Annotated in this window: 28 protein-coding genes and 1 tRNA gene; 9 read left to right on the top strand and 20 right to left on the bottom strand. The window is 62.2% G+C overall.

The window, feature by feature from the left end; all coding sequences use genetic code 11:
* The first annotated feature begins 121 nt into the window (after window positions 1-121).
* A complete protein-coding gene (locus Syncc8109_RS13115) occupies window positions 122-253 on the top strand; it encodes a hypothetical protein (protein WP_006851702.1) in 132 nt (43 codons plus the stop codon).
* 17 nt (window positions 254-270) lie between these two features.
* On the opposite strand, the gene Syncc8109_RS10905 is transcribed toward Syncc8109_RS13115, so the two are convergent.
* Window positions 271-1521 carry a hypothetical protein gene (locus Syncc8109_RS10905; protein ID WP_006851128.1) on the bottom strand — a complete coding sequence of 417 codons (1251 nt, stop codon included), beginning with the start codon at window positions 1519-1521 and terminating at the stop codon, window positions 271-273.
* Window positions 1522-1590: 69 nt separating this feature from the next.
* On the opposite strand from Syncc8109_RS10905, the gene Syncc8109_RS10900 reads away from it, so the two are divergent.
* Entirely contained in the window at window positions 1591-3318 is a 1728-nt protein-coding gene (locus Syncc8109_RS10900; RefSeq protein WP_006850746.1) for an alpha-amylase family glycosyl hydrolase, read from the top strand.
* The gene (locus Syncc8109_RS10895) at window positions 3315-4106 is read left to right on the top strand and encodes an HAD-IIB family hydrolase (RefSeq protein WP_025362573.1); all 792 of its coding nucleotides are present in this window, start codon (window positions 3315-3317) and stop codon (window positions 4104-4106) included. The genes Syncc8109_RS10900 and Syncc8109_RS10895 overlap by 4 nt, the downstream gene beginning before the upstream one ends.
* 19 nt (window positions 4107-4125) lie before the next feature.
* Here Syncc8109_RS10895 and Syncc8109_RS10890 read toward each other — a convergent pair whose 3' ends face one another.
* From Syncc8109_RS10890 to gcvT, 9 genes are all read right to left on the bottom strand, one after another.
* Window positions 4126-4938 carry an aminotransferase class IV gene (locus tag Syncc8109_RS10890; RefSeq protein ID WP_006850269.1) on the bottom strand — a complete coding sequence of 271 codons (813 nt, stop codon included), beginning with the start codon at window positions 4936-4938 and terminating at the stop codon, window positions 4126-4128.
* Window positions 4935-6233: an anthranilate synthase component I family protein gene (locus Syncc8109_RS10885; RefSeq protein WP_006849673.1), complete on the bottom strand. Its 1299-nt coding sequence runs from the start codon at window positions 6231-6233 to the stop codon at window positions 4935-4937. The genes Syncc8109_RS10890 and Syncc8109_RS10885 overlap by 4 nt, the downstream gene beginning before the upstream one ends.
* Window positions 6230-6910, bottom strand: a complete 681-nt coding sequence (gene queC / locus Syncc8109_RS10880; RefSeq protein WP_006851748.1) for a 7-cyano-7-deazaguanine synthase QueC — start codon at window positions 6908-6910, stop codon at window positions 6230-6232. Before queC ends, Syncc8109_RS10885 begins: the two co-directional genes overlap by 4 nt.
* Window positions 6907-7761, bottom strand: coding sequence for an NAD(P)-dependent oxidoreductase (locus tag Syncc8109_RS10875; protein WP_006851181.1), 855 nt, complete (start codon window positions 7759-7761; stop codon window positions 6907-6909). Before Syncc8109_RS10875 ends, queC begins: the two co-directional genes overlap by 4 nt.
* A 67-nt stretch (window positions 7762-7828) precedes the next feature.
* Window positions 7829-8446 carry a 7-carboxy-7-deazaguanine synthase QueE gene (locus Syncc8109_RS10870; RefSeq protein WP_006850564.1) on the bottom strand — a complete coding sequence of 206 codons (618 nt, stop codon included), beginning with the start codon at window positions 8444-8446 and terminating at the stop codon, window positions 7829-7831.
* A gap of 9 nt (window positions 8447-8455) precedes the next feature.
* Window positions 8456-10105, bottom strand: coding sequence for a CTP synthase (locus Syncc8109_RS10865; protein WP_006851747.1), 1650 nt, complete (start codon window positions 10103-10105; stop codon window positions 8456-8458).
* Window positions 10106-10169: 64 nt separating this feature from the next.
* Window positions 10170-11303 carry an RpoD/SigA family RNA polymerase sigma factor gene (locus tag Syncc8109_RS10860; RefSeq protein WP_006852019.1) on the bottom strand — a complete coding sequence of 378 codons (1134 nt, stop codon included), beginning with the start codon at window positions 11301-11303 and terminating at the stop codon, window positions 10170-10172.
* Between the two features lie 102 nt (window positions 11304-11405).
* Window positions 11406-13235, bottom strand: coding sequence for an aspartate--tRNA ligase (aspS, locus tag Syncc8109_RS10855; RefSeq protein WP_006851457.1), 1830 nt, complete (start codon window positions 13233-13235; stop codon window positions 11406-11408).
* Window positions 13236-13284: 49 nt separating this feature from the next.
* Window positions 13285-14388 carry a glycine cleavage system aminomethyltransferase GcvT gene (gene gcvT, locus Syncc8109_RS10850; RefSeq protein ID WP_006851374.1) on the bottom strand — a complete coding sequence of 368 codons (1104 nt, stop codon included), beginning with the start codon at window positions 14386-14388 and terminating at the stop codon, window positions 13285-13287.
* Window positions 14389-14518: 130 nt separating this feature from the next.
* On the opposite strand from gcvT, the gene Syncc8109_RS10845 reads away from it, so the two are divergent.
* Both Syncc8109_RS10845 and Syncc8109_RS10840 read left to right on the top strand, forming a co-directional pair.
* A complete protein-coding gene (locus tag Syncc8109_RS10845; RefSeq protein ID WP_025362572.1) occupies window positions 14519-14731 on the top strand; it encodes a hypothetical protein in 213 nt (70 codons plus the stop codon).
* A gap of 84 nt (window positions 14732-14815) precedes the next feature.
* Window positions 14816-15211, top strand: a complete 396-nt coding sequence (locus Syncc8109_RS10840; RefSeq protein WP_006850594.1) for a cyclic nucleotide-binding domain-containing protein — start codon at window positions 14816-14818, stop codon at window positions 15209-15211.
* On the opposite strand, the gene speB is transcribed toward Syncc8109_RS10840, so the two are convergent.
* Together speB and speE are read right to left on the bottom strand one after the other, a co-directional pair.
* Window positions 15208-16095 (bottom strand): agmatinase, encoded by an 888-nt coding sequence (speB, locus tag Syncc8109_RS10835; protein WP_006850755.1) that lies wholly within the window; start codon window positions 16093-16095, stop codon window positions 15208-15210. The two genes, Syncc8109_RS10840 and speB, sit on opposite strands and share 4 nt — an antisense overlap.
* Window positions 16092-16934, bottom strand: coding sequence for a polyamine aminopropyltransferase (gene speE / locus Syncc8109_RS10830; RefSeq protein WP_006850496.1), 843 nt, complete (start codon window positions 16932-16934; stop codon window positions 16092-16094). Before speE ends, speB begins: the two co-directional genes overlap by 4 nt.
* A 269-nt stretch (window positions 16935-17203) precedes the next feature.
* On the opposite strand from speE, the gene arfB reads away from it, so the two are divergent.
* On the top strand, window positions 17204-17635 hold the full coding sequence (gene arfB / locus Syncc8109_RS10825; RefSeq protein ID WP_006849710.1) for an alternative ribosome rescue aminoacyl-tRNA hydrolase ArfB: 432 nt from the start codon (window positions 17204-17206) through the stop codon (window positions 17633-17635).
* Here the strand turns inward: arfB and mazG are convergent.
* A complete protein-coding gene (gene mazG, locus Syncc8109_RS10820; protein WP_006850296.1) occupies window positions 17632-18465 on the bottom strand; it encodes a nucleoside triphosphate pyrophosphohydrolase in 834 nt (277 codons plus the stop codon). The two genes, arfB and mazG, sit on opposite strands and share 4 nt — an antisense overlap.
* A gap of 33 nt (window positions 18466-18498) precedes the next feature.
* A complete protein-coding gene (locus tag Syncc8109_RS10815; protein ID WP_006852032.1) occupies window positions 18499-18981 on the bottom strand; it encodes a metal-binding protein in 483 nt (160 codons plus the stop codon).
* A gap of 58 nt (window positions 18982-19039) precedes the next feature.
* Between Syncc8109_RS10815 and Syncc8109_RS10810 the strand changes: the two genes are divergently transcribed.
* A tRNA-Val gene (locus tag Syncc8109_RS10810) sits at window positions 19040-19111 on the top strand.
* A 997-nt stretch (window positions 19112-20108) separates the two neighbouring features.
* On the opposite strand, the gene Syncc8109_RS10800 is transcribed toward Syncc8109_RS10810, so the two are convergent.
* From Syncc8109_RS10800 to Syncc8109_RS10775, 6 genes are read right to left on the bottom strand one after another with little or no spacing between them, the layout of a single operon-like run.
* Window positions 20109-20414: a TIGR03894 family protein gene (locus Syncc8109_RS10800; protein WP_006851527.1), complete on the bottom strand. Its 306-nt coding sequence runs from the start codon at window positions 20412-20414 to the stop codon at window positions 20109-20111.
* 54 nt (window positions 20415-20468) lie between these two features.
* A complete protein-coding gene (locus tag Syncc8109_RS10795) occupies window positions 20469-20705 on the bottom strand; it encodes a high light inducible protein (RefSeq protein WP_006850938.1) in 237 nt (78 codons plus the stop codon).
* Window positions 20706-20743: 38 nt separating this feature from the next.
* Complete coding sequence (locus Syncc8109_RS10790) at window positions 20744-21481, bottom strand: MBL fold metallo-hydrolase (protein WP_006850382.1); 738 nt, start codon at window positions 21479-21481, stop codon at window positions 20744-20746.
* A complete protein-coding gene (locus tag Syncc8109_RS10785; RefSeq protein ID WP_025362569.1) occupies window positions 21478-21888 on the bottom strand; it encodes a transcriptional repressor in 411 nt (136 codons plus the stop codon). Before Syncc8109_RS10785 ends, Syncc8109_RS10790 begins: the two co-directional genes overlap by 4 nt.
* Before the next feature lie 50 nt (window positions 21889-21938).
* Complete coding sequence (locus Syncc8109_RS10780) at window positions 21939-22847, bottom strand: oxidoreductase (RefSeq protein ID WP_006850002.1); 909 nt, start codon at window positions 22845-22847, stop codon at window positions 21939-21941.
* A gap of 20 nt (window positions 22848-22867) precedes the next feature.
* Window positions 22868-23125 (bottom strand): hypothetical protein, encoded by a 258-nt coding sequence (locus Syncc8109_RS10775; RefSeq protein ID WP_006852028.1) that lies wholly within the window; start codon window positions 23123-23125, stop codon window positions 22868-22870.
* Between the two features lie 54 nt (window positions 23126-23179).
* Between Syncc8109_RS10775 and Syncc8109_RS10770 the strand changes: the two genes are divergently transcribed.
* Window positions 23180-23632 (top strand): hypothetical protein, encoded by a 453-nt coding sequence (locus Syncc8109_RS10770; RefSeq protein ID WP_025362568.1) that lies wholly within the window; start codon window positions 23180-23182, stop codon window positions 23630-23632.
* Window positions 23629-24252 carry a 2OG-Fe(II) oxygenase gene (locus Syncc8109_RS10765; RefSeq protein ID WP_006851020.1) on the top strand — a complete coding sequence of 208 codons (624 nt, stop codon included), beginning with the start codon at window positions 23629-23631 and terminating at the stop codon, window positions 24250-24252. The genes Syncc8109_RS10770 and Syncc8109_RS10765 overlap by 4 nt, the downstream gene beginning before the upstream one ends.
* The last annotated feature ends 106 nt before the right edge of the window (window positions 24253-24358 follow it).

Here is a 24358-nt window from a genome sequence, read left to right as displayed (position 1 = left end):
CGTTTCGGCTGAAACAATTCTTTTTCGCTGCCTTTTGCATGATTACTTCGTCAATCTTGGAGATTGCAAGATGGCAGAAGTGATCGGTTTGAGTGTCACTCATTAATTCGATGTTGAGCGGATGAATCGCGCGATCGAATCAACAATCGATCCACAGCAGCTGCAGGTGTTGGCCAAGCAATTGCTTCAGGAATGGCATTCCCAGCGCGCTGCAACAGTTTGGGTGATGCGGCAGCGGGACCAGCTGGGCTGAGGCTCAATGCGTTGGTTTTAAGCAGCGAGCTTTGAGGTGATGCGTTGCGGGTTGTGATTCGGCCGTTTCAGGGATGTGCGATCTGCCTGTCCTGCTGCCGCCAGATCAGCTTGAAGGGCTGAATTGCAACTGCGCAGTCGCGACCAGCTCGGCAGCTGATGTGCAATCGGCGCCTGCATCAGTTTGGCCAGGCCGGGGCGCAGTAGGCCGGCGAAGTTTTGAACCGCTAGTTCTTCGCCATGGCGGTCGTAAGGCAACCGATTGATGGCTGAATCAAGGCCGAATTGCCGCACACGATCCTCGCCAACCCGCCGGTACAGCACTTCAAGTGTCGGCAGTTGATCCATCGACATCACGCAACCTTCGTGTTCCATCAGGCCACGCAACACTGTTCCGAAAATTTCGCCCGCCATCCGCTGCAGGCCTTCGCTGGGTTGCTGACCCAGCTCCTTGTGTTTGTGGTCGAACAACCCCAGGTCCACTTGAGCAATTCGGCTGGAGGCCACATGGCGATACACCTCAGACAGCAGGCCCACCTCCAGCCCCCAGTCCGATGGGATGCGTAGATTCATCGCCAAATCGGTGGTGAAGGCGAATTCACCAGCCAGGGGATAGCGGAATGATTGCAGGTACGACAGGTAGGGCAAAGGCCCGAAAACCTGCTCCAGGCTGGCCAGCAGTGGGCCAACAAACAGACGGGTGGCTCGGCCCTGAAGAGCTTGGTTTTCGAGGGAAAGGCGGCTGTAGAACGCCTTCACGTAGGCAATGCCGTGGGACCGATCCAGCAGGGGGCGGAGCATGCGCTCTGGATACGCGGATCCAAAGGTTCTGATGTCGGCATCGAACAGGCCAACTACCTCAGCGTTCTGGCACGCCACCCCTAGTCCCTGCCAGACGGCCCAGCCCTTGCCCGGTGGTCCGGTCACGTCGAGCCCCAGTTCGCCGACGGATTCGAGCAACTCCCGGACGGCGGGGCCGTTGGTCCAGTGCACCCGAACGGGGAAGGGCATCCCTTCAAAAAATTTTTCTGCGGCTTTGACGTCCTCGGCGCTTGTGGCCGCCAACGCCACCACCAGCTCGTTGAGCCCCTTCAGGCTCGAAAGTGTGTCTCGAATGAGGCCGAGGGCCGGGCGGCTGAATTCCTCCATCAGGCAGGGGATCAGCAGGGTTGTGGGTCGCTGACTCAGCTCATGGTTGAAGGCAACCGCATCGAGATTGCCCAAGCTGTAGTCATGGACGGTGCTGATCAGGCCCTGCTGAAAATCCATGTGGTGTTCGATGCAACAACAGAGGTCAGAGACCTGCCCCATACCTGAAGGGTCTGGAGGAGGAAGGTGATGCAGCCCCCGCGCGACGAGACGCTGCGGACCCTGCTTGGCGATATCTACCCGAATGATTCTTCCGGGGATGGCAAGGAGTTGTCGTCGCAATTGCTGCAGATCTTGAGCCAATCGTCAGGAGATGGCGATATGGCAGAACACATCGATCGCTGGGACGGTCGTGATGTGGTCTTGATCACCTACGCCGACACCATTGGTGAGGAGGGTGTTCCTGGGCTTCAGGCGTTGAAGACGTTTGTGAATCGCCATCTGCAGCCCTTCGCAGCGGTGATTCATGTGCTGCCGTTTCTGCAATCCACCAGTGATGGTGGTTTTGCGGTGGCTAGCCACACAAAGCTTGAGCAGCGTTTCGGCGATTGGAGCGACCTCGCTGCCCTGGCCGAGGGCCGATGGTTGATGGCGGATCTCGTTCTCAATCACGTGTCGGCCTCTCACCCCTGGGTGCAGCAGTTCATGCGCGATGAGCGGCCCGGCCGCTCCTGTGTGCTGGAGGCAGCCCCTGATCCCTGCTGGGCGGATGTTGTTCGTCCGCGCAGTTCCAATCTGTTCACGCAATTGAGGGGCCCCGTTGGCGCGCGTCAGGTCTGGACCACCTTTGGCCCCGATCAAGTTGATCTCAACTGGCGCAGTGCGGAGGTGCTGCTGGGCTTTGCCCGGCTGATGCAGCGCATGGCCCGGCATGGGGTGCGTTGGATCCGTCTGGATGCCGTGGGTTTTGTCTGGAAAGAACCCCACACCTCATGCATTCATCTCCCGCAGGCCCATCAATTGGTTCGGGTGCTGCGTTTGCTGCTCGATCAGGTGGGACCCGATTGCGTTGTGGTCACCGAGACCAACGTTCCTGAGCAAGAAAACCTCTCCTATCTGAGAAGCGGTGATGAAGCGCATCTCGCTTACAACTTTCCCCTGCCGCCCTTGCTGTTGGAAGCCAGCGTCAGTGGTCGGGCTGATCTACTCAATGCCTGGCTGAGTCGTTGGCCCGACTTGCCACCGCAAACGGGGTTGCTCAATTTCACCGCCTGTCATGACGGCATCGGTTTACGGCCGTTGGAGGGCCTGATGCCCCAGAAGCGCTTGCTGCAGCTGTTGATCGGTTGTGAGCAACGGGGTGGACTGGTCAGCCACAGGATGTTGAGTTCCGGCGACGAAGTTCCTTACGAAATCAACATCAGTTGGTGGAGTGCCATGGCAGATGGGGGGATTGATCCCACGTATCTCCAACGGGAGCGGTTCCTGCTCACCCAACTGTTGATCCTGGCCTTGCCAGGGGTCCCCGCCTTCTATCTGCCGGCGTTGTTGGCGGCTCCCAATGATCTGACTCGCTTTCGTCGCACGGGCCATCGTCGGGATCTGAATCGGCCCCAGTTCACGGCCCAGGCCCTGGAGCGCCGCCTGGCGGATCCCGATTCAGATGTCTCCGCGCTGCTGCCAGTGTTGCGGCGGGCTCTGGCCGAACGGGCTGTTCACTCGGCCTTGCACCCGGATGCCCCGATGACGGTGTTGAGCGCGGACCGGAGCGATTGCGTCATCCTGCGGCGCTCTCGCGGGGGGGAAACGCTGGTGGCTGTCCACAACATCACGGCAGCCCGCCTCAGCTTTCGCCTTAGTGGACTGGGCGGTGATCTGAACAAGCCCTGGGCCGATTCTCTGAGCGGTCATGTGTTCGAACCACATCAGTCCCATTCGCTAGAGCCTTATGCGGTGCATTGGTTGGTTCAGCCATGACCGCGAGTGTTGAGCCGGCGTGGTGGGTGGTGACTGATCTCGACGGCACGTTGCTGGATCACAGCTACGACTGGTCGCCGGCCAAGGATCTGATCCGTCAGTTGCAACAGCACCGGATTCCGGTGATTCCCTGCACCAGCAAAACGGCCGAGGAAGTGCGCGGCTTTCGCGCTGAGGCGGGGCTTCATGACCCGTACATCGTTGAAAACGGTGGCGCCGTGCACGGGGAAACACCGGAGGGGGAACCCTGGGAGCTGCCGTTGGGTCCGGATTGGACGGCGCTGAAACCTCAGTTGCAGCGTCTTCAGGGCGAGTTGGGTGAGCCCCTGCGTCCGTTGGATGAACTCAGTGAGGCGGAAGGGCAGCGGTTGTTGGGGCTTGGCGGTGAAGCTTTGCGTCAGGCACAGAGGCGGTGCTGCAGCGTGCCTTTTGTTCCGCCCTCGGCGGAGGGGCGTTGCCGGCTTGAGGCCCTGGTCCAGCGGATGGGCCTGACGGTGGTGCAGGGCAACCGTATGGGTCACCTGCTGGGCCCAGACATCAGCAAAGGCAAGGCTTTGGCCACCCTGAAGCTACATCTGGGTGCTGAGCAGGTGAATGTTTTGGCCTTGGGGGATTCCCCCAACGATCTGCCGTTGCTCGAGGTGGCTGACATCGCTGTCGTGGTTCCCGGGCCCGATGGCCCCCATCCCGAGTTGCGCTCTGGGATCGATGCCGGGCGTTTCCAGCTGGCGGCAGCTCCCCATGCCAACGGTTGGGACGAGGCTGTGCGCCGGATTCTTCGGATCTAGGCCATCGCTTGCCTCTGGCTCAATCCAGCAAGGATTGCCATAGCTCCACTGCAGCAGTGGTGGCCGCCATGGGCTGACCGTTGTGGGATGCAATAGGTCGACAGCTGAGGCTGTTGATCAGAACGGCCTGATCGTCGGCATCGAACGTGGCCGCTAGCTCGGTTTCCAGGGCGATGCCTCGGGCGACTGCACGGCCCCGCATCACCCCTGGGAGGCAGCCGCTGCTGAGGGGCGGTGTCAGCAACTCACCGCGACGCAGGACCAGCAGATTGGCCGCCGTTCCGCAGCACAGGGCTCCAGCCGTGTTCAAGAGCAGTGCATCGTCGGCCCCTTGGTCCTGGGCTTCCCTGCGGGCCTGGATCGATTGCCCGTAGGCAAAGGTCTTGCAACGGCTGAAGCGGCTGGAGGCATTGCGGCGCTCATGGCGACTGGTGATGGTGGTGACGGCTGAAAATGTTGGTGTGCAGGCTTGGAGCGTGAGCCAAAAGCGGTGCTGACCTGGGGCCGGCAGTCCGATTCCGCGCTGAGGTGTGCTGCCCCGGCTCCAGTTGAGGCGCAGGGCTCCATCGGCTTCGCTCAGCTGGCTGCGTTGAATTGCGTCTTCAATCAGAGGCTCTAGTGCGTCTCGCTGCGGTGGCCGGTCCATGCCCAGTAGAACTGCACTGTCGCTCCAGCGCTGCAGGTGCTCCTCCAGGAGTTGCGGCGCACCGTTGCGGATCAGCACGGTTTCAAAGAGGCCATCGGCCAGGAGCAGGGCGCGGTCGTCGAGGGGAAGCTGCATGTTTGCTGCTGTTCCCCACTGGCCGTCGATCCAGGCGATGGCGGAGGTCATGTCAGTGCCTCCAGCAAGGGCTGGAGTTTCCACATCAACTCCTCTGCTTCGCCAAAGGGATCCGAGTCGGCGACAATTCCGCAGCCGGCATGGGCCCGCAGGGTGTCGCCTTGGCGCAGTAAGGATCGGATCAAGATGTTGCTGTCGAGGCTGCCATCCCAGTCGATCCGCAGCAGTGATCCGCAGTAAGGCCCTCGGCTGGTGGGCTCGAGCTCATTCAGACGTTGGCAGGCCCGCAGTTTCGGCGCCCCGCTGATCGACCCCCCAGGCCAACTGGCTTCCAGCAGATCGACCCAGCTCAATCCTGCCTGAAGCTGTCCCTCCACGACCGAGGTGAGGTGATGCACGGAGGAATAACTTTCGAGCCCCACCAGTTGGGGAACCTGAATCGAACCCGGCTGGCAGGCACGACCGAGGTCGTTGCGCAGCAGATCGACGATCATCACATTTTCGGCCCGGTCCTTGTCGCTGCACACAAGCTCCGCGGCGAGGTGTGCATCCTGTTCGGGGTCGCCATTGCGCGGCCTGGTGCCTTTGATCGGCCGGGTTTGTACGGCTCCCTCGGCACTCACCTGCAGAAACCGCTCCGGGGACGATGACAGCAACGCCTCGTTCTGGTCGCTGACGATAAGTCCTGCAAAGGGGGCAGGACAGGCCTCCCTCAGGGTGAGGAACAGCTCTAGCGCACTGCCTCCCTTGGGCCAGGCTGTGCTGCAACAGGCCGTGAGATTGGCTTGGAAGAGATCGCCTGCTGCGATCAGCTCACGGATGCGTTCCACACCTGCGGCGTACTGATCTGCTGAGGTGTGGTGATGCCAGGCCTTCAGGGGGATTGATGGGGGCTTGCCTTTGGGCTGCTCAGGGCTGGAGGCCAGCTGTTGGGTGAGGCGTTCCAAAGCAGCCGTGCTGCTGGCTTCGATCCACAGCCTGCGCTTTTGGAGATCAAAGCGAAGCACCGGATCGTGGCGGGCGATCCAAAGCGTGGCCATGCCATCGCTGTCCCAGGGGTTCCCGGGTTCTACCCAGGCGGCGGCTTCATAGCTCAGCCAGCCGCACCAATGACCTGGGGCAAGCCCCCGTAGTGCTTCGAAGGGATTGCTGGCTCCTGACTCTCCAGGGAGGCCACGGCAGCAGACGATCTCCTGGGGCGCCACCGCCAGGGTGGCCCATCGGCCCAGGTTGCTGCTGTCGCCATCCAGCCAGACAAGGCCTTCCTCGCCGTAGGCATGGGCCAGTTGGTGCGCGAGCGCTTGGGGCTCCTGCCAGGGCAGTTCAAGCCGTTGTGGGCGGATCATGCCGCTGTGGAACTGCAGAGGTCAGGCCGGCCGGCCTCGCGGAGCGCTGCATCACGAATGCGGCAGCTGTCGCAGACGCCGCAGGGGTGCGTGCCGCCGCTGTAGCAACTCCAGGTTGTTTCGATCGGAACACCCAGGCGAAGGGCTTCCTCAACTATGCGTACCTTGCTCCACTGCACAAGAGGTGCCCAGAGTTGTGCGCCATGGTCCTCCCGACCGGCTTTGCTGGCAAGGTCGGCCAGGGTCTGAAAGGCGTTGAGGTAGTCGGGCCGGCAGTCGGGATAACCCGAGTAGTCGACAGCATTCACCCCCAGCACCAACCTTTCGGCTCCGCGAGCCTCCGCCAGACTGAGGCCCACGGAGATGAACACGGTGTTGCGCCCGGGTACATAGGTGGGCGGAATGCTGCCCTCCTCAACGCCATGGGTGGGGATCGAGATGCTGGCGTCGGTGAGGGCTGAGCCCCCCCAACTGGCCAGGTTCACGCTGATGCAGTGATGCTCTGCCAGGCCAAGCTGCTCAGCAATGGCAGCAGCGGCGTCCAATTCGCGGCGATGGCGCTGGCCGTAGTCAAAGGACAGGCCGATGACGCGGTCGCCTTGCTCCAGGGCAAGGGCCGCAGCGGTGGCGGAATCCAAGCCTCCCGATAGAAGCGCGATGGCAGTGCGTTGACTCATCTCAGAACCGTGAGTTCATGCAGGGCGCAGTAGTCCTGCTCATCCAGCTCGGTGCCCTTGGCTTGTTCAAGCAGGGAAAGCAAACCGCTCAGCCCCTGATCTTGGAGGCCAGCCGTTGTCGCCTCCTCCAGGAACAGGCGCAGGTCTTTGCGCAGCAGGGCGGTGCTGAAGTTGGGATCGGCGTAGCTGTGATCCAGCATCCGTTGCAGCTTCTTGTCGAAGGTGGGGGCGTAGAGCGCTGACGGCCGCAGGATGGTCATGAACGTTTCCACAGGAACGCCGGCCCGCTGAATCAGTTGCAGGGAGAGGGAGAAGCTGTGGGTGAGGCTGGCGATCAACTGATTGAGGGCCAGCTTGGTGGCAGCGCCGCAGCCAACGGGGCCCACGAGTTGGGGCTCTTGGCAGAGATGAGAGAGGAGTGGCCGTTGTTCTTCGAAGACCTCTGCTTCGCCGCCTGCCATCACCAGCAGAGATCCGTTCAGTGCTTGCGGTTTGCTGCCCAGCACCGGGGCTTCCAGGTACTGCCCTCCCTGGTTCGCAACCTGCGTGGCGAGCTTGCGGCTTTCCTCCACGCCCATGGTCCCCATCGGGATCACCGTTGAGCCTGGCAACGCTCCAACCGCGCCGATCACGGATGCAGTGGCAGCCCCGTCACGCAAGACGGTGATCAAGACGCTGTCGCTTTTCGCGGCTTGCCCTAGATCGTCGATCGCTGTTGCACCCTTTCCCACAAGCGAGACGATGCGGGAGGGGTCGCGGTTCCAGACGTGGACGTTGAGACCCTGCTCCAGCAATCGCGTTGCGATCGCCGTTCCGAGGAGGCCTGTGCCCAGAACGGCCACTGAGGTCATGGCTCAGGCGATCAAATTCAGTTCAACCTCAACGTAGTGGAGCAGACTTTGCCTTCAACGGCATCGTTCAGCGGATGCCTAGCCATTTGTGGCTTTGCAGGCTGAGGCGCCATTGGGGGTGTTTACGCACATGATCCAAAGCCAGCTCTTCTCCGATGCTGCTCTCCCAGCCCGGCTGAAGCAGCCGCTCTGTGTCGTCCTCGCACTGAGACGCCATGGCTGCAGCAAAGCTGATGTCTTCCGGGCCATGCACCACAACTTTCAGCTCATGGCAGGCCTGCAAAAGCTCTTGCCTTGGGGGGCGGTGGCGTTTTGGCGAGAGGGTGATCCAGTCGAAGCGTCCGGTTAGCGGATCCACCCCGCTGGTTTCCAGATGCAGGGGGAGACCGCATCGCGCATCGAGGGCCTGGGTGAGGGGCTGCAGATTGTGATGCAACGGTTCTCCTCCGGTGATCACAACGAAGCTGGCCCCGGCTTCAGCCGCCATCTGGGCGGCTGAAGCCAAGGCACCGATGGGCTGCTCAGCGTGCCCCTGGCTGGGCCATGAGTGCTTGGTGTCGCACCAGGAACAGCCCACGGTGCAGCCGGCGAGACGAATGAAAAATGCACTGCGTCCGGCATGGCGGCCCTCTCCCTGTAGGGAATGGAATGTCTCCACCACCGGGAGACGCTGGGAGTCAGCCATCGACGCGGTTCATGGGATCGCAATGTCCCCCTGTTGACGCAAGGCCTGAGCCGGTGAATCGGGAAGGCGTTGTTGGGCCGCTTCGATCAATCCCCGGAATAACGGATGGGGTTGTCCAGGCCGGGAGAGGAACTCAGGGTGGTATTGGCAGGCCGTGAAGAACGGATGCCCTTTCAGTTCGATCAACTCCACCAAGCGTCCATCCGGGGACGTGCCGCTCACCACATATCCGGATTCCAGGAACAGATTGCGATAGGAGTTGTTGAATTCATAGCGGTGGCGGTGCCGTTCGTAGACCACTTCGTCCCCGTAAAGCCTTTGGGCGAGGGTTCCCGGCGCAATCCTGCAGGGGTAGACCCCCAGGCGCATCGTGCCACCGAGATCGACCACGTCCTGCTGTTCCGGCAGCAGGTGAATCACGGGATGAGGCGTGTTTTCGTTTAATTCAGCACTGGTGGCCTCGGTCAGGCCGGCCTGGTTGCGAGCCCACTCGATCACAGCGGTTTGCATCCCAAGACAGAGCCCAAGGAAGGGCACCCGTTGTTCCCGGGCCCAGCGAATCGCTGCAATCTTTCCATCGACTCCACGGTTGCCGAAGCCACCGGGCACGACGACGGCGTCCATTCCGCGTAGGAGTGCATCGGCGCCTTCGGCTTCAATCTGTTCGGCGCAGACCCAGTGCAGGTCGAGGGAGGCATCCTGGGCAATGCAGGCATGCTGCAGCGCTTCGACGACGGAGAGATAGGCGTCGTTCAGCTGCACGTACTTGCCCACCAGGGCAACCTTCACCGACGGGCCGGGGTTACGCAGCTTGTTGACCAGTTGTTCCCATGCCGCCATGTCGCTCTCATGGTCGGTCAGGTTCAGCACGTCCAGCACTTCACGACACAGACCCTCCTGCTCAAGGATCAGCGGCACGGCATAGATGCTGTCGGCATCCAGGGAGGGAATCACGGCGCGGGTGGGCACCCCGCAGAAGCCGCCAATTTTCCGCTTGAGATCGTCGCTGATGTCGCGATCACTGCGGCAAACGAGCACATCCGGCTGGATGCCGATGGAACGCAGCTCTTTGACCGAGTGTTGGGTGGGCTTGGTTTTGAGTTCGCCGGAGGTGCCGATGAAGGGCAGCAGGGTGACGTGGATGTAGGCAAGGTCGTTGCGACCCACGTCCTCCCGGAATTCACGGATGGCTTCGAGGAAGGGCAGTGATTCGATATCACCCACGGTGCCGCCGATTTCCGTGATCACCACATCGGCATTGCTGTTGCAGGCAACCCGGCGGATGCGCTCGCGGATCTCGCCGGTGATGTGGGGAATCACCTGAACGGTCCCGCCGTTGTAGTCGCCGCGGCGCTCCTTGTTGATCACCGATTGGTAGATCGAGCCGGTGGTCACGCTGTTCAGGCGTGACATCGCCGTGTCGGTGAAACGCTCGTAATGGCCCAGGTCGAGATCGGTTTCGGCGCCGTCTTCGGTGACGAAGACCTCACCATGCTGGAACGGGCTCATCGTCCCGGGATCCACATTCAGGTAGGGATCCAGCTTGAGAATCGAAACGTTGTAGCCCCGCGACTTCAGCAACCGGCCGAGGCTCGCCGCCACGATTCCCTTGCCAATGCTGGACACCACACCACCGGTGATGAAGACGAATTTGGCCATGACATGCCGGGCGACTCTTCAAATTAGCTGGCGTCGGTCATGGCCTCCAGGGGGAAACGTTGTTTTAGGAATCCAGGCCCTGGATGTAGTCCCGGACTTTGCTACGTCGTTGGGGTTGCCGCAGTTTGAGCAGGGCGCGGGTTTCGATCTGACGAACGCGCTCCCTTGAGAGTTTCAGCTCTTCCCCGATCTGGGCAAGGGTCTGGGGCGTGTCGTCCTCCAATCCGAAGCGCCGGCGCAGGACAGCGGCCTCCCGACTGGTCAGTTCATCCAGGAGATCCTCCAGATCGTTGTGGAGTTCGTCGTGAGTGAGGGTCTGCTCCGGGGTGGCATGGCCGTCCTCGATCAGATCTCCGAGCTGAGTGTCCTGTTCGCGGCCGACACGGGTGTCCAGAGACACTGAGCGGGGCACCCGGGCCAGGGTCTGGCGCACGGTGTCTTCACTGATGCCCAATTCGCGCGCCAGATCCGCGATCGAGGCAATGCGTCCTTCGTTGCTTGCAATCTCCTGCTGGACCCGTTTGATCCGGTTCAGTTTTTCGGTGACGTGAACGGGCAAGCGGATCGTGCGGCTCTGGGTGGCGATGGCCCGGGTTATGCCCTGGCGGATCCACCAGTAGGCGTAGGTGCTGAAGCGGAAACCACGGGTGGGATCGAACTTTTCCACGGCCCGTTCCAGCCCGAGCGTTCCCTCCTGGACCAGGTCGAGGATTTCCATGCCCCGCTGCTGGTACTTCTTGGCCACTGCCACCACCAGGCGCAGGTTGGCCTGAATCATGTGGTCTTTGGCTCGCCGCCCGTTGCGGAGGGCCAGCTTCACATCTTTGGCCTCAAGCTGGGCTTGCTCAGCCCAGGCCTGATATCCCAGTTCAATCCGCTGCTGCAAGTCGGGCAAGGGCAGTCCTGCCGCCCGGGCCCATTCCTGCTTGGTTGGCCAGTGGCTGTGCTGGTTGGCTTCCCGGCGTTGCAGTTCTTCGAGACGGTGGAGTTCACCGATGGCGGCATCGCTTTCAGCCAGCTCCCGTTGCTGGAGAAGCAGTGCTTCGCGGCGCTGCACCAGGCGGGCCAAGGTGACCTCCTCCTCGTTGGTGAGCAGGTCGACCCGGCCGATGTCCTGGAGATAAAGCCGCAGCAGATCCGTTGTGCCGCTGCTGCGGCGCTCACGGGTCCCCCCGGTCCGTCGGGGCTTGCTGGGCAAAAGCTGGCCTTGTGAAGTCCAACTTCAGGGTTCCTCGCCGTTGGCCGCGGTGCGACAAATGCGCTGATTCCCTTCGGGATCTGCTCAGCCCGGTGGCTGTGGTCAGTCTTCCTGGTCAGGCTCAACCCATGTGCTGGCCACGTGCAGTTCCTCCAGCTGCTTGTCGGCCACGCCTCCAGGGGCACTGGTCATCAGGCAGCGGGCCTGCTGGGTTTTTGGGAAGGCAATGGTGTCGCGGATCGACTCCTCGCCGGCCAGCAGCATCACCATCCGGTCCACACCGAAGGCCAGGCCGCCGTGGGGCGGTGCGCCCACATCGAGAGCGTCCATCAGGAAGCCGAACTGCTCCTGGGCCTCCTCGAGGGGCAATCCAACCGTCTGCAACACCTGGCGCTGCAGGGCGGAGTCATGGATGCGCAGGGAGCCACCGCCCAGCTCAAGGCCATTGAGCACAAGGTCATAGGCCTGGGCCCGGGCTCCGGGCAGGATGTCGGCCCACTTCGACGCATCGCTGCCGAGATCCTCCGCATTGGGGGCGCAGAAGGGGTGGTGCAGAGCCTCGTAACGGTTCTCGTCGCTGTTGAACTCGAACATCGGGAAGTCCACCACCCAGAGGAAGTTCCACTGGTCGTTGTCTCGGTCGGCCTTCACCATGCCCAGCTCCTTGGCCAGGTACTGGCGCACCCGGTCGAGGGCCTTGTTCACCGTGGCGGTGTCGCCGGCACCGAACAGCAGCAGGGTGCCGGGTTCCGCGCCGGTGCGGCTGAGCAGCTCCTGCTTCTGCTCATCGCTGAGGTTGTCCTTGATGGCGCCGATCGTGTCGATCTCACCGCCGTCTCGCACCCGGATGAAGGCCAGGCCCCCGGCACCAGCTTTCTGGGCCTCGCTGAACACATCGCCGCCCGGCTTGATCCGAACGTTGCTCACCGCATCGTTGCCGCCGGGCACTGCAATGCACTTCACCGCGCCGCCGGACTTCACGGCGCCACTGAACACCTTGAAGCCCATGTCCTTGACGATGTCGCTCACGTTGGTGAGCTCCATGCCGTAGCGGGTGTCGGGTCGGTCGGTGCCGTAGCGCTCCATGGCGTCATGCCAGGTCATGCGTGGGAAGGGCCGCGGCAGTTCGATGCCCTTCACGGCCTTCCATATGGCGCAAATCAGTGATTCGTTCAGCTCCAGGATCTGCTCCTGATCCATGAAGCTCATCTCGATGTCCAGCTGGGTGAATTCCGGCTGGCGGTCGGCCCGCAGGTCTTCGTCGCGGAAACAGCGGGCGACCTGGTAGTACCGCTCGATGCCGCCCACCATCAGCAGCTGCTTGAATAACTGGGGGGACTGGGGCAGAGCGAACCATTCGCCGCCGCAGACCCGGCTGGGCAGCACGTAGTCGCGGGCGCCTTCCGGAGTGGAGCGGGTCAGCACCGGGGTCTCCACCTCGATGAAGCCTGCGTCCTCCAGGAAGCGACGGGCGGCCTGGATGGTCTGGGCCCGCAGCCGCAGGTTGTCGTTCATGCGCTTGCGGCGCAGATCCAGATAGCGGTGGCGCAGCCGCAGTTCTTCGCGGGTGTTCTCCTCGTCGTGCACCGACACAGGGAAGGGCAGGTTGCCTTTCACGCTGTTCAGCACGGTGATGCCGCTGGCGAGCACTTCCACAGCCCCCGTGGCCAGCTTGTCGTTCAGGGATTCGCCAGGCCGGGCTCGCACTTTCCCCTCAACCTGCAGCACGGTTTCGCTGCGCAGATGCTCGGCGACGGCGAAGGCGTCGGCGCCCAGATCCGGGTCCACCGTGATCTGCACCGTGCCGCTGCGGTCCCGCAGGTCGATAAAAATCACCCCGCCGTGATCACGTCGTCGATCCACCCAGCCGCACAGTTGCACCTGCTGATCAATGTTCTGTTCGCGCAGGTCGCCGCAACCGTTGCTGCGCATGGGATGTCTCAACTGGAGAAGAGCGAGTTTCCCACAGCAGCGGTGAGCTTCAGGCGCGTTTGTAGAAGGGCTTGCGAACCACCGTTGCCGGTTGGGCCTTGCCGCGGATCTCAACGCTCAGTTCGGTGCCGAGCTTGGCGAGGGATGGGGGCACGTAGGCCAGGGCGATCGCTTCTTCCAGGGTGGGGGACCAGGTGCCGCTGGTGACGATGCCCACCGTCTCTCCGTTGTGCACAACGGGGTAGTCGTGGCGGGCGATGGCACGACCCTGCAGCTTGAGGCCTACCAGGCGCGTGGCGGGGCCGGATTCCACCGCCTGCTCCAGTGCCTGTCGGCCCACAAAATCCACGGGCATTTCCAGGTGCACGAGCCAACCCAACCCCGCCTCGAAGGGGTTGGTTTTGTCGTTCATGTCCTGACCGTAAAGGTGCATGGCGGCCTCCAGTCGCAAGGTGTCCCGCGCTCCCAGACCGCAGGGGGTGACACCGCGATCGAGCAAAAGCTGCCAGAGCTTTTGTCCGTCGTCGGCTTTTAGCAGCAGCTCGGCACCGTCTTCGCCGGTGTAGCCCGTACGAGCACTGAACACCGGTTGGCTCAGGCCCTTGAGTTTGAGCATTCGGTGACCGAAGCGGGGCAAGCCGCTTAGGTCTTCGCCGCTCAGCTCTTGCAGCACTCCCATGGCCTCAGGGCCCTGCAGAGCGAGCAGCACTCCATCCTTTTTGATGTCGGTCAGCGTTAGGCCAGCGGGCTCCATCTGTTCACGGATCCAGGCGGTGTCGCTGTCGGCGCAGGCGGCATTGATCACCAGTACCAGCGCACCCCGTTCGGCATCGATGGCACCGCAGTCGTAAACGATGAGGTCGTCGCGAATACCGCCGCGCTCGTTCAGCAGAACCGAGTAGCAGGCTTCGCCGGGACCGATGCGGTGCAGGTCGCTGGGGATCAGCCGTTGCAGCGCATCCTTGGGATTGGCACCTTCGAGGCGCAGCACTCCCATGTGGGAAATATCGAACATGCCGACCCGTTCGCGAACGGCCTTGTGTTCCTGGATCAGGCCGCTGAACTGAACCGGCATCTCCCAGCCGGCAAACGGCACCATGCGGCCGCCGACGCTGCGGCAGGACTCGAACAGGGGAGTGCGCTGCAGTGACATGGGGGCGGCCGATGAGAAGCGCATTCTTATGGAGGGCTTCACGATCCGGAAGGGAACCCGGAAATTTGCCCCTGTCCATGGTCCGTTTCGCAGACCGTCACTAGCTTGAGCACGTTTCCGGAGCGCTTCCTTGGCCACTAGCTCCTGCTGTCGCAGTTGTCAGTACTGCACCCTGCCGGCAGGTGCGAAGGGGTGGTGCCGTCTGCGCCGGTTGGAGGTGTTTGCCGAGATTGCAGATCTGATGGTCTGTCACCACTGGACCCCCCGTTCCCCCAAGCTTCCGGCTTTACAGAGCAGCGGTGTTGGAGAGCGTCAGCTGGAACTGGACCGCAGCTTGACGTGAGCCCGGATCCATCCATGACTCCGCTATTGCTGATGGCCTCCACCGGATGAACGCGGGATACTGCAGCCAACCCCCGTTGTTGCCTTGTCCGCCTCAGCTCCGCTGACTCCTCTGGAACTGATCCAGGAACATCCTGAGGTGGATCGCCTGACCCTTCCCACCGGCGCAACTGTTTTCACTGCCGGTGAGCCTGTGCAGTTCATCCATGTGATTGAACGGGGATGGATGGAACTGAGCAGTGGTCCGTTGAACCGCATTCGCTTTGGTTCCGGTGAATTGTTTTTCTATGAGGATCTGGTGGATGGCGCCGAGTGTCACAGCCGTGATGCCACAGCGGTGACGCCTGTTTCGTTGTTCTGCCTGAGCCGCTCCAATTTTCTGGCGCTCATCCATCGGCACCCAACGCTGGTGCTGCAATTGCTCAGCAAACAGCACAGCCGTTTGCGGCAGCAGCGGGCTGATGCCCGTCACTTCTACTAATCTCCACCTAGGAGGAGCAGCAGGCTGCGGGTCACTTTGGCTGCCAGCACGGAGCTGATGCCACTGGTGTCGAGTTGTGGGGCCAGTTCCACCACATCGGCCGCCACCAGGAGATGGTTTCGAAGCACCCCGATCAGGCTGGCGAAATCAGACCACTGGTAACCACCGGGTTCCGGTGTGCCGGTTCCAGGCAGAACTGCGGGGTCAAACCAGTCCAGGTCGACGGTGAGGTAGATGGGTTTCCCCTGTAAGGGAGCGAGGGCCTGTTCAAGGGCATCGACGCTGGGCATCAGTCGGCCGCTCTCGTGCAGTTCGGTGAATTCCTCACGTGTGCCACTGCGGATCGCGAGTTGAAACAGCGTCTGGCTCGGAAGAACCTCTAAACAGCGGCGCATGGCGCAGGCATGGCTGTGGCGGGCCCCCAGCCAGCTGTCCCTGAGGTCGGCATGGGCATCCAGTTGCACCAGCACCAGGTCGGGGTGGCGTTGTGCCACGGCCTCCACGGCACCGGAGCTGATCGAATGCTCCCCGCCCAGCATCAGGGGCCTGAGCCCCAGTCCGAGCACAGCTTCGGTCGCTTGCTTCACCTTGGTAAGAACGGGCTCAGGGTTGCCGAAGGGAATCTCAACGGCACCAAGATCGGCAAAGTCGAGATCCTCCAGATCCAGGTCGAGTTGCGGGCAATAGGTCTCAAGCCCAGTGCTCACTTCTCGGATGGCGGCGGGGCCGAAGCGGGTGCCAGGGCGAAAGGAGGTAGTGCCGTCATACGGCACACCAAACAGGCCAACGCGGCAGTCGGCAGGGTTGCGTCGGGATCCCATGAAAATGGTTCCGTCGCTGTCGAACAAGTGGTCGAACAGCCCACTCCGCGGGTGTGCTGTCATGACTGCAGCTCCCGTTCGATGAAGGCGGGAATGGCGTTCATGGCCCCCCGCTGCCAGCGCGGTGACCAGATTTCACAGCCTGCGGCGATGGTCTCGCTGCGCTCGGGGTCTGGAGTGCGGTAGCGGGGTGTTGCCATCGCAGCGAAGGTCCAGCTCCACCAGCCGCTGGGGTACATCGGCACCCATCCATAGAGCGGGTCGGCATGGTCAAACACCTCGCGCAACAGGCGCACCATGGCGATGTGGACATCGCGGAAGGCTTCCGGAGATTCGCTCTGCGTGCCGAACACGCCCCCGGGCTTCAGCAGCCGTCGGCAGTTTTCAAAGAAGGCGCGGTTGAACAGGCCTTCGGCGGGTCCGGCGGGGTCAGAGCCATCCACCAAGACAACGTCATAGCTCTGGTCCTCAGCCTCAGCTGCCCAGGCGATGCCATCGCCCACCGTGAGCTGGAACCGCGGATCAGACCAGGCGGATCCGCCGATGTCGGGAAGGTGTTCCCGGCTGAGTTCCACCACACGCCCGTCAATCTCCACCATGTCCAGCCGCTGGACGCCTGGGTGGCGCAGGCATTCCCGCGCGGTGCCGCCGTCCCCGCCTCCGATCACCAGAATCCGCTCGATCGAGCTGGCGCTGCACAGGGCTGGGTGCACCAAAGCCTCGTGGTAGTGGCGTTCCTGCTGTTCCGCTGTCATCCAACAGCCATCCAGGAGCAGCCCCCGCCCGTAGCGCTCACTGCGAATCACGCTGATCCGTTGGAACGGACTGGTCTCCTCGACCAGCACCTCCCCTTTCAATCCATAGCGGACGCCGCGGTGTTCTTCGTCAATCCAGCTGCTCATGGGCTGAGGTGGGCATCTCTCCAGCTAAGGACCCGGTGGGGCTGTTCCCAAACACCAGATGTGGTGCTCTTGGGCTTGACGAACGCAATATGTGGAGGTTGAATGTGATTGGTTGGGGAGTTGCTGTGGAAGAGGGCAGCTCTCAAGCCTTTTCCATCAGATCAAGGCTTTTGTTTTACCGATAGGGCTCAGGGTTGATGCAGGTGTTTCCTCTTCGAAGCATCAACCTGGTGGGAGCATCCTGTTGTTCTTGAGCCAGGAGATGGCTGGTGCAAGACCTGGTGGTGAACGAGCGGTTGACCATTCCGTCCAGGGAGCTGCGGTGGCGGTTCAGCCGCTCATCCGGTCCCGGCGGGCAGGGGGTCAACACCACCGATTCCCGTGTGGAATTGCTTCTGGATCTGGCGAACTGCTCCTCTCTGGGTCCATTTCGCAGTGCCCGATTGCTGGAGCACTTCCAGGCCCGGTTGGTGGAGGGTTGCCTACGGGTTGTAGTCGCAGAAGAACGCTCCCAATGGCAGAACCGTCAGAAGGCTCTGCATCGAATGGGGGAGCTGCTGCGGGAGGGCTTGCAGCCAGCGCCGCGTGCTCGAAAGGCCACCCGGCCGGGTCGTGGTGCCGTGAAGCGGCGCTTGGACACGAAGAAAAAGCGTGGTGACCTCAAGCGTCAAAGGCGCAGTCGGCCCTCCCTGGACGATTAATTGGATCCAGAGGTGGAGGAGTGTTCCGCTCGGATCGCCGCTTTGGCCTGTTTCCAGAGGGCTTCCAATTCGTGGATGCTGCGGCCCTGCAGATCCCCTTCCAGGGCAGCTTCAATGCGGGAGAAACGGTCGAGAAAGCGTTGATTCGTGCCGGCGAGACCCTCCTCGGGTGAGATGCTGCACCATCGGGCCACATTCACCAGGGTGAACAGCAGATCGCCCAGTTCCTCCTGGGCATGGCCGTTGTCGCCGCTGGCCACCGCCTCCTTGAGTTCGTCCAGCTCCTCATGGACCTTCTCCCAGACGCTGGCCATGTCATCCCACTCGAAGCCGGCTTTGGCCGCTTTCTTGGAGATGGTCATGGCTCCAGCCAGGGCCGGCAGGCCCCGCACCTTGGTTCTGAGACGGTCGCTGAGGGGGCTGGAGGAACCCGCCAGGGCCTCTGCCTGTTCCTCCAGCTTGATCGCCTCCCAGCTGCGTCGCACCTCGTCAATGGTGCTGGCGTCGGCATCGCCGAATACATGGGGGTGACGGCGGATCAGCTTGTCGCTGATGCCATCGGCAATCGCATCTAAATCAAAGCGCTGCTGCTCCCGAGCGATTTGGGCATGCAGCACCACCTGCAGGAGCAGATCCCCCAGCTCTTCTTTCATCTCGGCATCGCTGCCCTTGCGGATCGCATCGGCCACTTCGTGGGCCTCTTCCAGTACGTAGGGCACCAGCGAGGCATGGGTCTGCTCCAGATCCCAGGAACAGCCCGTTATTGGATCCCTGAGTTGTGCCACAACATCGATCAGTCGCTGGATGGCGTTAGAAGGAGCGTTGGCCATGCCGGTGCAACAACTGGGGCAACGCCCACCTTCTCATCGCTGTCGTTTTTTCGACCATTCTTGGGGCCAGGGGTCGCCATCGAGGATCAGGTGGATCCATGCACTGCCCTCCAAACCCACAAGCAGAGCGATGAACTCCTGTGGGTGCTGACGCATCAGTTGCTTGAGCGTCGTCAGCAGCATCGCTGGTGAGAGTGCTGGAAGCGCCATGCTCACGATCAGGCACCAGGTGAGCAGTACCGCCAGGCGCGCGGTTGTTCCCAGTACCGGACCGTGTGACCAGAGCGAGCGATGGGGAATCAGGAGTCGGTAGGGCCACCAGAGAAAGCCGAGGGCTCCCCACCGCCGCAGCGCATTGGAGCGGGTATCGAGGTCAGGGGACAGCCATAGACCGCCGGCCAGGCAGCTGGCTGCAGCGATCAAGGCTGCAGCCCATCCCAGTACCAAGCCAACAGCGATCCCGAGCGGCAGGCTCAGGATCCAGATGCTCTGGTCGTGGCGGCGACCCGTTGCCAAGTCTTCGGAGCTGTCATGCGCCCCCAGGCTGACGCGGTAGGGCAGAATCTGCCCTGTCGGGCGATTAGCTCAGCGGTAGAGCACCTCCCTTACAAGGAGATTGTCACTGGTTCGATCCCAGTATCGCCCATTCCAAAACCCAGTTTTGCACTGGGTTTCATTGGGTTTTGCTTCAGCTCGCCAACGCTCGATTGCCGGGCCCATCGCTTGCTGGCTGAGCGCCGAACTCACCGCGCAGGACACCTTCTGCCCTCCGCATCATTTTGAGGCAGGTCTCCCTGTCAGCAGCGGCATAGGCAGCGTCCATGCATTTCACGTACTGCTCCTCAGGAGTCACAAGCCATTTGAAGTTGGGCGGAGTATCGGTCCGATTCGAATGGCTCGCCGTAGCTGCAATTACTCATCCGCACGGTGCGTCGGACGGGGAGGTGTGCAAAGGTGGGATGACGCCAAAGAGCCTGCCTGAAGGCCCACTGCGCGAGAACCGATAACTCGATTCCATGAACCGAAGATTCAGCACTCCCCCGAGGGAGTGGCGAAAGGCTGGAAGCAATGCCAGCAGAATTGACCTCAGCGGCTATGCCTCATCTCAGCATCGCCGTTTCCTTAAGGCGGAAGCCGAGCAGGACCCAAGGGAGCCCAGGCATCGCTGACTAGGTTCTTTCCGGCAGCGGGATGAAGGCTCCTCAGCTGTTGCTGCCATCATCCATGCCACGTCTGATCAGGCTTTGCGTTAGCCAAAGCAGACCAATGAAACCGGCCGAGACGATCAACAGAGTCAAGGTTCAGACTTTGGTGCGGACGTTGAGACGTTGATCGGTTTGCCACCACATCATCATCGGAAGGTAGGCCTCGAAGGCATTTTGTGATGCAGTTGGTCTTGGCGCTTGTGTTTCCCGTGGTTCTGCTTGTGGGGTTCACTGCGCTGTTGGCAACTGGCAGGTTGTCGATCTCTCGCAACGCTGCGTGGTTGTTGGAACGCCAAGGCAGCATCTGGATGGCTGGCATCGTGGCCCTTGCTGCGGCGGCGGCTGTGGTTGCTCTACAGCGTTAAGCCGTCTCGCTTAAGCGTTGACCCATCCCGAGGGAGGGAGCGGGATGGGTGGCTTGGCATCTGGAGGTCTTTATCAGCGGCTGCTGGAGCGCTTGCGCACAACCCTGGGGGTCTCCCGCTCGGTCTTGGCATCGGTTTCAGTCACCGTCTGGTCTTCGCCGACTGCTTCTCCCTGCCCGGGCTCATCGTCGGGTTCCTGCGCCTCAATCACCCCAAGCACCATGGCGGCCTCCAGCTGATCGCTCATGTCACCGATGGTGAGTAGGGCTTTTAAGACCAGCTGGGCGCGAGGCGCTTTGGGCAGGCCGGGACGGAGCTTTTTGGTGGTGTTCCAAAGCTCCAGGGCCACTTCCTTCAGCAGTTCCTTGTCAGCAGCCATTCGATTCGAACGTGAATCGCACCATTCTCGTCATCGGGGGGGTCCCCTTCCGAATCAGAAGCAGAAGGGCAGGAATTGGGTGCGGCATGCGGCATAGCCATCAACCAGGGGACCCAGTCCGATCTGGTGAACGATGCCGGCACCGGTGAGCCCCTCGGTAATGATTCCGATCACGATGCCGACCATGGCGGCACGGCCGTTGAAGCGTTCAGCCTTTTTGAGCTGCTCCATGTGGATGTCGCGGGTAGCGACGCCTTGGAACCAGGAATCGCTGGCTTGCGTGGATTTCATCGAACTCAATCAGTTGTTACAAAGCTTAATCCGAAAAATCAGTTTTTCAGCAGCAGTCGTTCCCCCGGTGTTGGATCGGTCCAGGAGCTGCTGGCTGGCAGCTGGGCTCCAGTGCTGGCCACGGATCCTTTCATTTGCAGGGCCCGACTCAAGGCGCCGCCAAAGCGCACGTCGCCGCCGGAGGTGCTGGCGAGCACCGTGGTGGGTTGGAAGCGTTTCACCAGTTGCGGCACCACGGAGCAGCCCTTAACAAACGCTCCAAGCGCCGGCAGCCCCAGATCCACCATCGGCGTGATCACGGCATCCAGTGGCTGTGGCTCCAGGGCTGGATCGAGAAAACCGTGGGGTTCGATATAGAGCGATCCGGCCGGATGCTCGAGCAGATAACCGTTTTCCACCATCGGCACCGGTGCACCGGCGCTTGCGCGCACCTGCAGGCCCTGGTGGTTGGTGCTCTCGCCGGGGGAGAGGGCTTTCACGCTGGTGAAGCCCAGGCGCTCCACCACCAGTGTTGCGGCAACGGATCCAATGACGGGTAGATCCTTGGGCAGCGTTGCCAAGGTGTCCGGATGGGCGTGGTCCGCGAGCCCCTGGGTGAGCAACAGCAGGTTCAGTTTCTCGGGCACCTTGCGCTCGCACGGCAGTTCCCCTTTGAGAAGCCATTCCCCGGGGGGAAAACTCAGGCTGCCGCGCAGCCAGGGATCCACCAGAACGCGGAGATCATCGAATTCGAGCAACCAGCCATTGGCTCCGTAGTACGTAGCGGCCAGGGTCATGACGGGCTTTGCTGCCGCTCGCGGCAGTCGCTGCAGAGACCAAAGAATTCAAGCGTGTGAAACAAGAGATCGAAGCCCTTGCGACCGTCTTCGGGCACCTCCAGGTCGTGAATCGGGCATTGGTCGAGCGCCTGGGTCTTGCCGCAATCGACGCAGGTGAGGTGGTGGCGATCCCGCTCCAGCGGCGCGTAGAGCGCCTCGCCATTGGGCAAGTGGCGGCAGCGCACCAGGCCCCGTTGCTGCAGCTGACGCAGATTGCGGTACACCGTGGCCAGGCCCATGGCCTGTTCAGGCTCCAGGCTGCGGTGCAGCTGCTGACCGCTCATCTCATCACCACAGGCCTGCAGATTCGCCAGCAAGACCTTCTGGCGGGCATTGATCTTGGTGGAAGGGCGGCGAGTGGCCATGGTTTCAAAGGGCGACCAACCAGCGGCCACTCAACATCACAGCGTGGGATTCAGCCACAGATCAGCTGCTCGCTCAAGCTCCAGAGCCGCTGCCGTTCTCCGGGTTGATTCGCTGTGGGCGCCACACGGCAGAGAGCCGGTGCACCCCGTAATCCACCGAACTGTTCAGGGCCGTAGTGCTCGCCACCCTGTGCCATCGCCGCGGTGGCGGCATGCAGTTGGGGCAGGGCACCCATGCCTGCGCTTTGGAACAGGGGATCCATTAGCCGGTAGGCCAAAGCCTCGAAACGGTTGCCGACGCTGGCGATTGCGGTGGGTTGCAGTTCTGTGCGCGCGATGCCGGGATGGGCGGCCAGGGAACGGATGGGGCTGCCTTTCTCGCGCAGGCGTGCATCCAGCTCAAGGGCAAACATCACGTTGGCGAGTTTGCTTTGGCCATAGGCCCCATAGCGGTCGTAGCTCTTGCTCCAGCTGGGGTCGTCCCAGCGGATCTTGCCGAAGTACTGCGCACCGGAGGTCACCGTCACCACGCGGGGATCGGGCCGGTTCTGCAGCAGCGGCAGCAGGGCCTGGGTCAGGGCCATGTGTCCCAGGTGATTCACCCCGAACTGCAATTCATGCCCCTGGGCGGTGGTGCGGCGTGGCGGTGCCATCACGCCAGCGTTGTTGATCAGCAGATCAAGGCAGCCGTAGCGCTCCCAGAAGGTGGCCGCTGCCTGTTGCACGTTGGTCAGGTCCGCCAGATCCAGGTCCAACAGATCAACCGCTCCCCCATCCCGCTCCTGCAGCAACTCCTGCCTGGCCCTCTCCGCTTTGCGGGGGCTGCGGCACGCCAGCACCACGGTGGCCCCGCAGCGTTTCAAGGCGCGCGCGGTTTCCAGGCCCAGGCCGCTGTTGGCTCCGGTGATCAGGGCTATGCGGCCCTGCTGGTTCGGGATGTCAGCCGCGGACCAACCCATCGCGTCACGTGAGCCTGGGCTCAGTCCTCAGGGAAGAGCAGCTCGGCTAGTTCGTCGGCGTCCACGTCGTAGACGCGGGCCAGGCTGGTTTCGATGGCGTTGGTCACCTCACCCGGCAGGAATCGCATCGAGTTGAGGGCGTCCTCGGCGATGTCATCGGTGAGCAGCTTGTCGTCGCTGTCCAGCTTTTCGTCATTGATCACCGCCATCACCCAGCTCTGGTAGGCGTAGACCAGATCGGAGAACTCGAGTTCGGGATCGTTTAGGTCCAGGGCCATGGTGCGAATAGCCAGTCGCCCCAGTCTGACCTTTCGCAGGAGAGGATGAACAGCATGGATTCCGCTGATGCCACTGGCCTGCAGGCCACGCTGTTTGATTTTTCAATCGCTGAGCTGGTGCGGCAACACCGGGAGAGCTTCCAACCCCTTTGGACGGCAGAAAGTTGGGTGAAGCTCCTGATCTGGTTGTCGCTTAATTGCGGCAGCTCCGGGGATGAAGCCGGCATGGCCCGTTTCGTTGAGGCGCTTGGGCCAAGCCTCACCACCCGGATGCGGCGGGTCTTCTTTGAGCGGGAGCTGGAGGCTCTCGATCTTCAGGTGATGGCCGATCCGGCTGAGCAGCAGGTGCTGGTGCTGCCGATGGGCCCGTGTGTTCCCCTTGATCTTGAGCGCGCTGCCACGGTGATTGAACAGGTGCAGTTGCAGGACCATGTGGTGACTGACCGGGCGGGTTGGCAGCAGCTCGATGCTGTCGTGGTGATTCCTCGCGTGGAGGCCACGGCATGAACCTGATCGGGCGCTACTGCAATCCCGGTTATGCCTCGGTGGCGGATGCGGTGCGTGAATTCTTCGAGCGCCGGGTGGACTTACAGCGGCCTGGCGTGGCCTTCGGGGCCGAGGGTGAGGGGGAACCGGCGAAACAGAGCACCGACATCAGCCTGGTGACGATTGATCGCTCGGAACCTGAATCCTTTGCCCTTTCGCAACTGATCCTGCGGGGGGTGACGGCCGGCTTGGACCGCTATCTGCAGGAGCGGCCGCTGTTCCGTCAGTGCTGCCCGCAGCAGAGCCTGTTTGTGAATCCGATCTTCAACCTCCAGCACTACGCCCCGGGGGAAGGGTTCAAGGGTTGGCACTGCGATTGGACCATCAGCGATGAGGCCACCGAACCGGTGCACCGGGTGCTGGCCTGGATTCTTTATTGCAACGACGTGGATGAGGCCGGCACCGAGTTCCACTGGCAGGACCACCACGAACCTGCGGAGCGGGGCAAGTTGGTCATCTTTCCGGCTGGTCCGTCCCACATTCACCGCGGACGGGTGAACGAGAGCGCCAGCAAGTTGATCGCCACCGGTTGGATCAACGCCGGACGCCTGGAGGATTACCTAGGGCGTCTCGCCAGTTAAATCGTTGTCTGCTTCTGGCTGGAGCTGATTAGTGGGGCTGCCGATCAGGTGGGACTGCCCCTTGGATGGGGTTATTCGATCGCTTCGATAGGCCGATGCTAAGGAC

The organism is Synechococcus sp. WH 8109 (assembly GCF_000161795.2).
Classification (GTDB): Bacteria; Cyanobacteriota; Cyanobacteriia; order PCC-6307; family Cyanobiaceae; genus Parasynechococcus.
The sequence above is the reverse complement of the archived record's forward strand: the minus strand, read 5'-3'. Positions and strand labels throughout refer to the sequence as shown.

Coding starts and splice junctions, on each gene's coding strand:
- Syncc8109_RS13115 (WP_006851702.1), top strand. CDS start 122: ATGAATCGCGCGATCGAATCAACAATCGATCCACAGCAGCTGCAGGTG.
- Syncc8109_RS10905 (WP_006851128.1), bottom strand. CDS start 1,521: ATGGATTTTCAGCAGGGCCTGATCAGCACCGTCCATGACTACAGCTTG.
- Syncc8109_RS10900 (WP_006850746.1), top strand. CDS start 1,591: ATGCAGCCCCCGCGCGACGAGACGCTGCGGACCCTGCTTGGCGATATC.
- Syncc8109_RS10895 (WP_025362573.1), top strand. CDS start 3,315: ATGACCGCGAGTGTTGAGCCGGCGTGGTGGGTGGTGACTGATCTCGAC.
- Syncc8109_RS10890 (WP_006850269.1), bottom strand. CDS start 4,938: ATGACCTCCGCCATCGCCTGGATCGACGGCCAGTGGGGAACAGCAGCA.
- Syncc8109_RS10885 (WP_006849673.1), bottom strand. CDS start 6,233: ATGATCCGCCCACAACGGCTTGAACTGCCCTGGCAGGAGCCCCAAGCG.
- queC (WP_006851748.1), bottom strand. CDS start 6,910: ATGAGTCAACGCACTGCCATCGCGCTTCTATCGGGAGGCTTGGATTCC.
- Syncc8109_RS10875 (WP_006851181.1), bottom strand. CDS start 7,761: ATGACCTCAGTGGCCGTTCTGGGCACAGGCCTCCTCGGAACGGCGATC.
- Syncc8109_RS10870 (WP_006850564.1), bottom strand. CDS start 8,446: ATGGCTGACTCCCAGCGTCTCCCGGTGGTGGAGACATTCCATTCCCTA.
- Syncc8109_RS10865 (WP_006851747.1), bottom strand. CDS start 10,105: ATGGCCAAATTCGTCTTCATCACCGGTGGTGTGGTGTCCAGCATTGGC.
- aspS (WP_006851457.1), bottom strand. CDS start 13,235: ATGCGCAGCAACGGTTGCGGCGACCTGCGCGAACAGAACATTGATCAG.
- gcvT (WP_006851374.1), bottom strand. CDS start 14,388: ATGTCACTGCAGCGCACTCCCCTGTTCGAGTCCTGCCGCAGCGTCGGC.
- speB (WP_006850755.1), bottom strand. CDS start 16,095: ATGACAGCACACCCGCGGAGTGGGCTGTTCGACCACTTGTTCGACAGC.
- speE (WP_006850496.1), bottom strand. CDS start 16,934: ATGAGCAGCTGGATTGACGAAGAACACCGCGGCGTCCGCTATGGATTG.
- mazG (WP_006850296.1), bottom strand. CDS start 18,465: ATGGCCAACGCTCCTTCTAACGCCATCCAGCGACTGATCGATGTTGTG.
- Syncc8109_RS10800 (WP_006851527.1), bottom strand. CDS start 20,414: ATGGCTGCTGACAAGGAACTGCTGAAGGAAGTGGCCCTGGAGCTTTGG.
- Syncc8109_RS10795 (WP_006850938.1), bottom strand. CDS start 20,705: ATGAAATCCACGCAAGCCAGCGATTCCTGGTTCCAAGGCGTCGCTACC.
- Syncc8109_RS10790 (WP_006850382.1), bottom strand. CDS start 21,481: ATGACCCTGGCCGCTACGTACTACGGAGCCAATGGCTGGTTGCTCGAA.
- Syncc8109_RS10785 (WP_025362569.1), bottom strand. CDS start 21,888: ATGGCCACTCGCCGCCCTTCCACCAAGATCAATGCCCGCCAGAAGGTC.
- Syncc8109_RS10780 (WP_006850002.1), bottom strand. CDS start 22,847: ATGGGTTGGTCCGCGGCTGACATCCCGAACCAGCAGGGCCGCATAGCC.
- Syncc8109_RS10775 (WP_006852028.1), bottom strand. CDS start 23,125: ATGGCCCTGGACCTAAACGATCCCGAACTCGAGTTCTCCGATCTGGTC.
- Syncc8109_RS10770 (WP_025362568.1), top strand. CDS start 23,180: ATGGATTCCGCTGATGCCACTGGCCTGCAGGCCACGCTGTTTGATTTT.
- Syncc8109_RS10765 (WP_006851020.1), top strand. CDS start 23,629: ATGAACCTGATCGGGCGCTACTGCAATCCCGGTTATGCCTCGGTGGCG.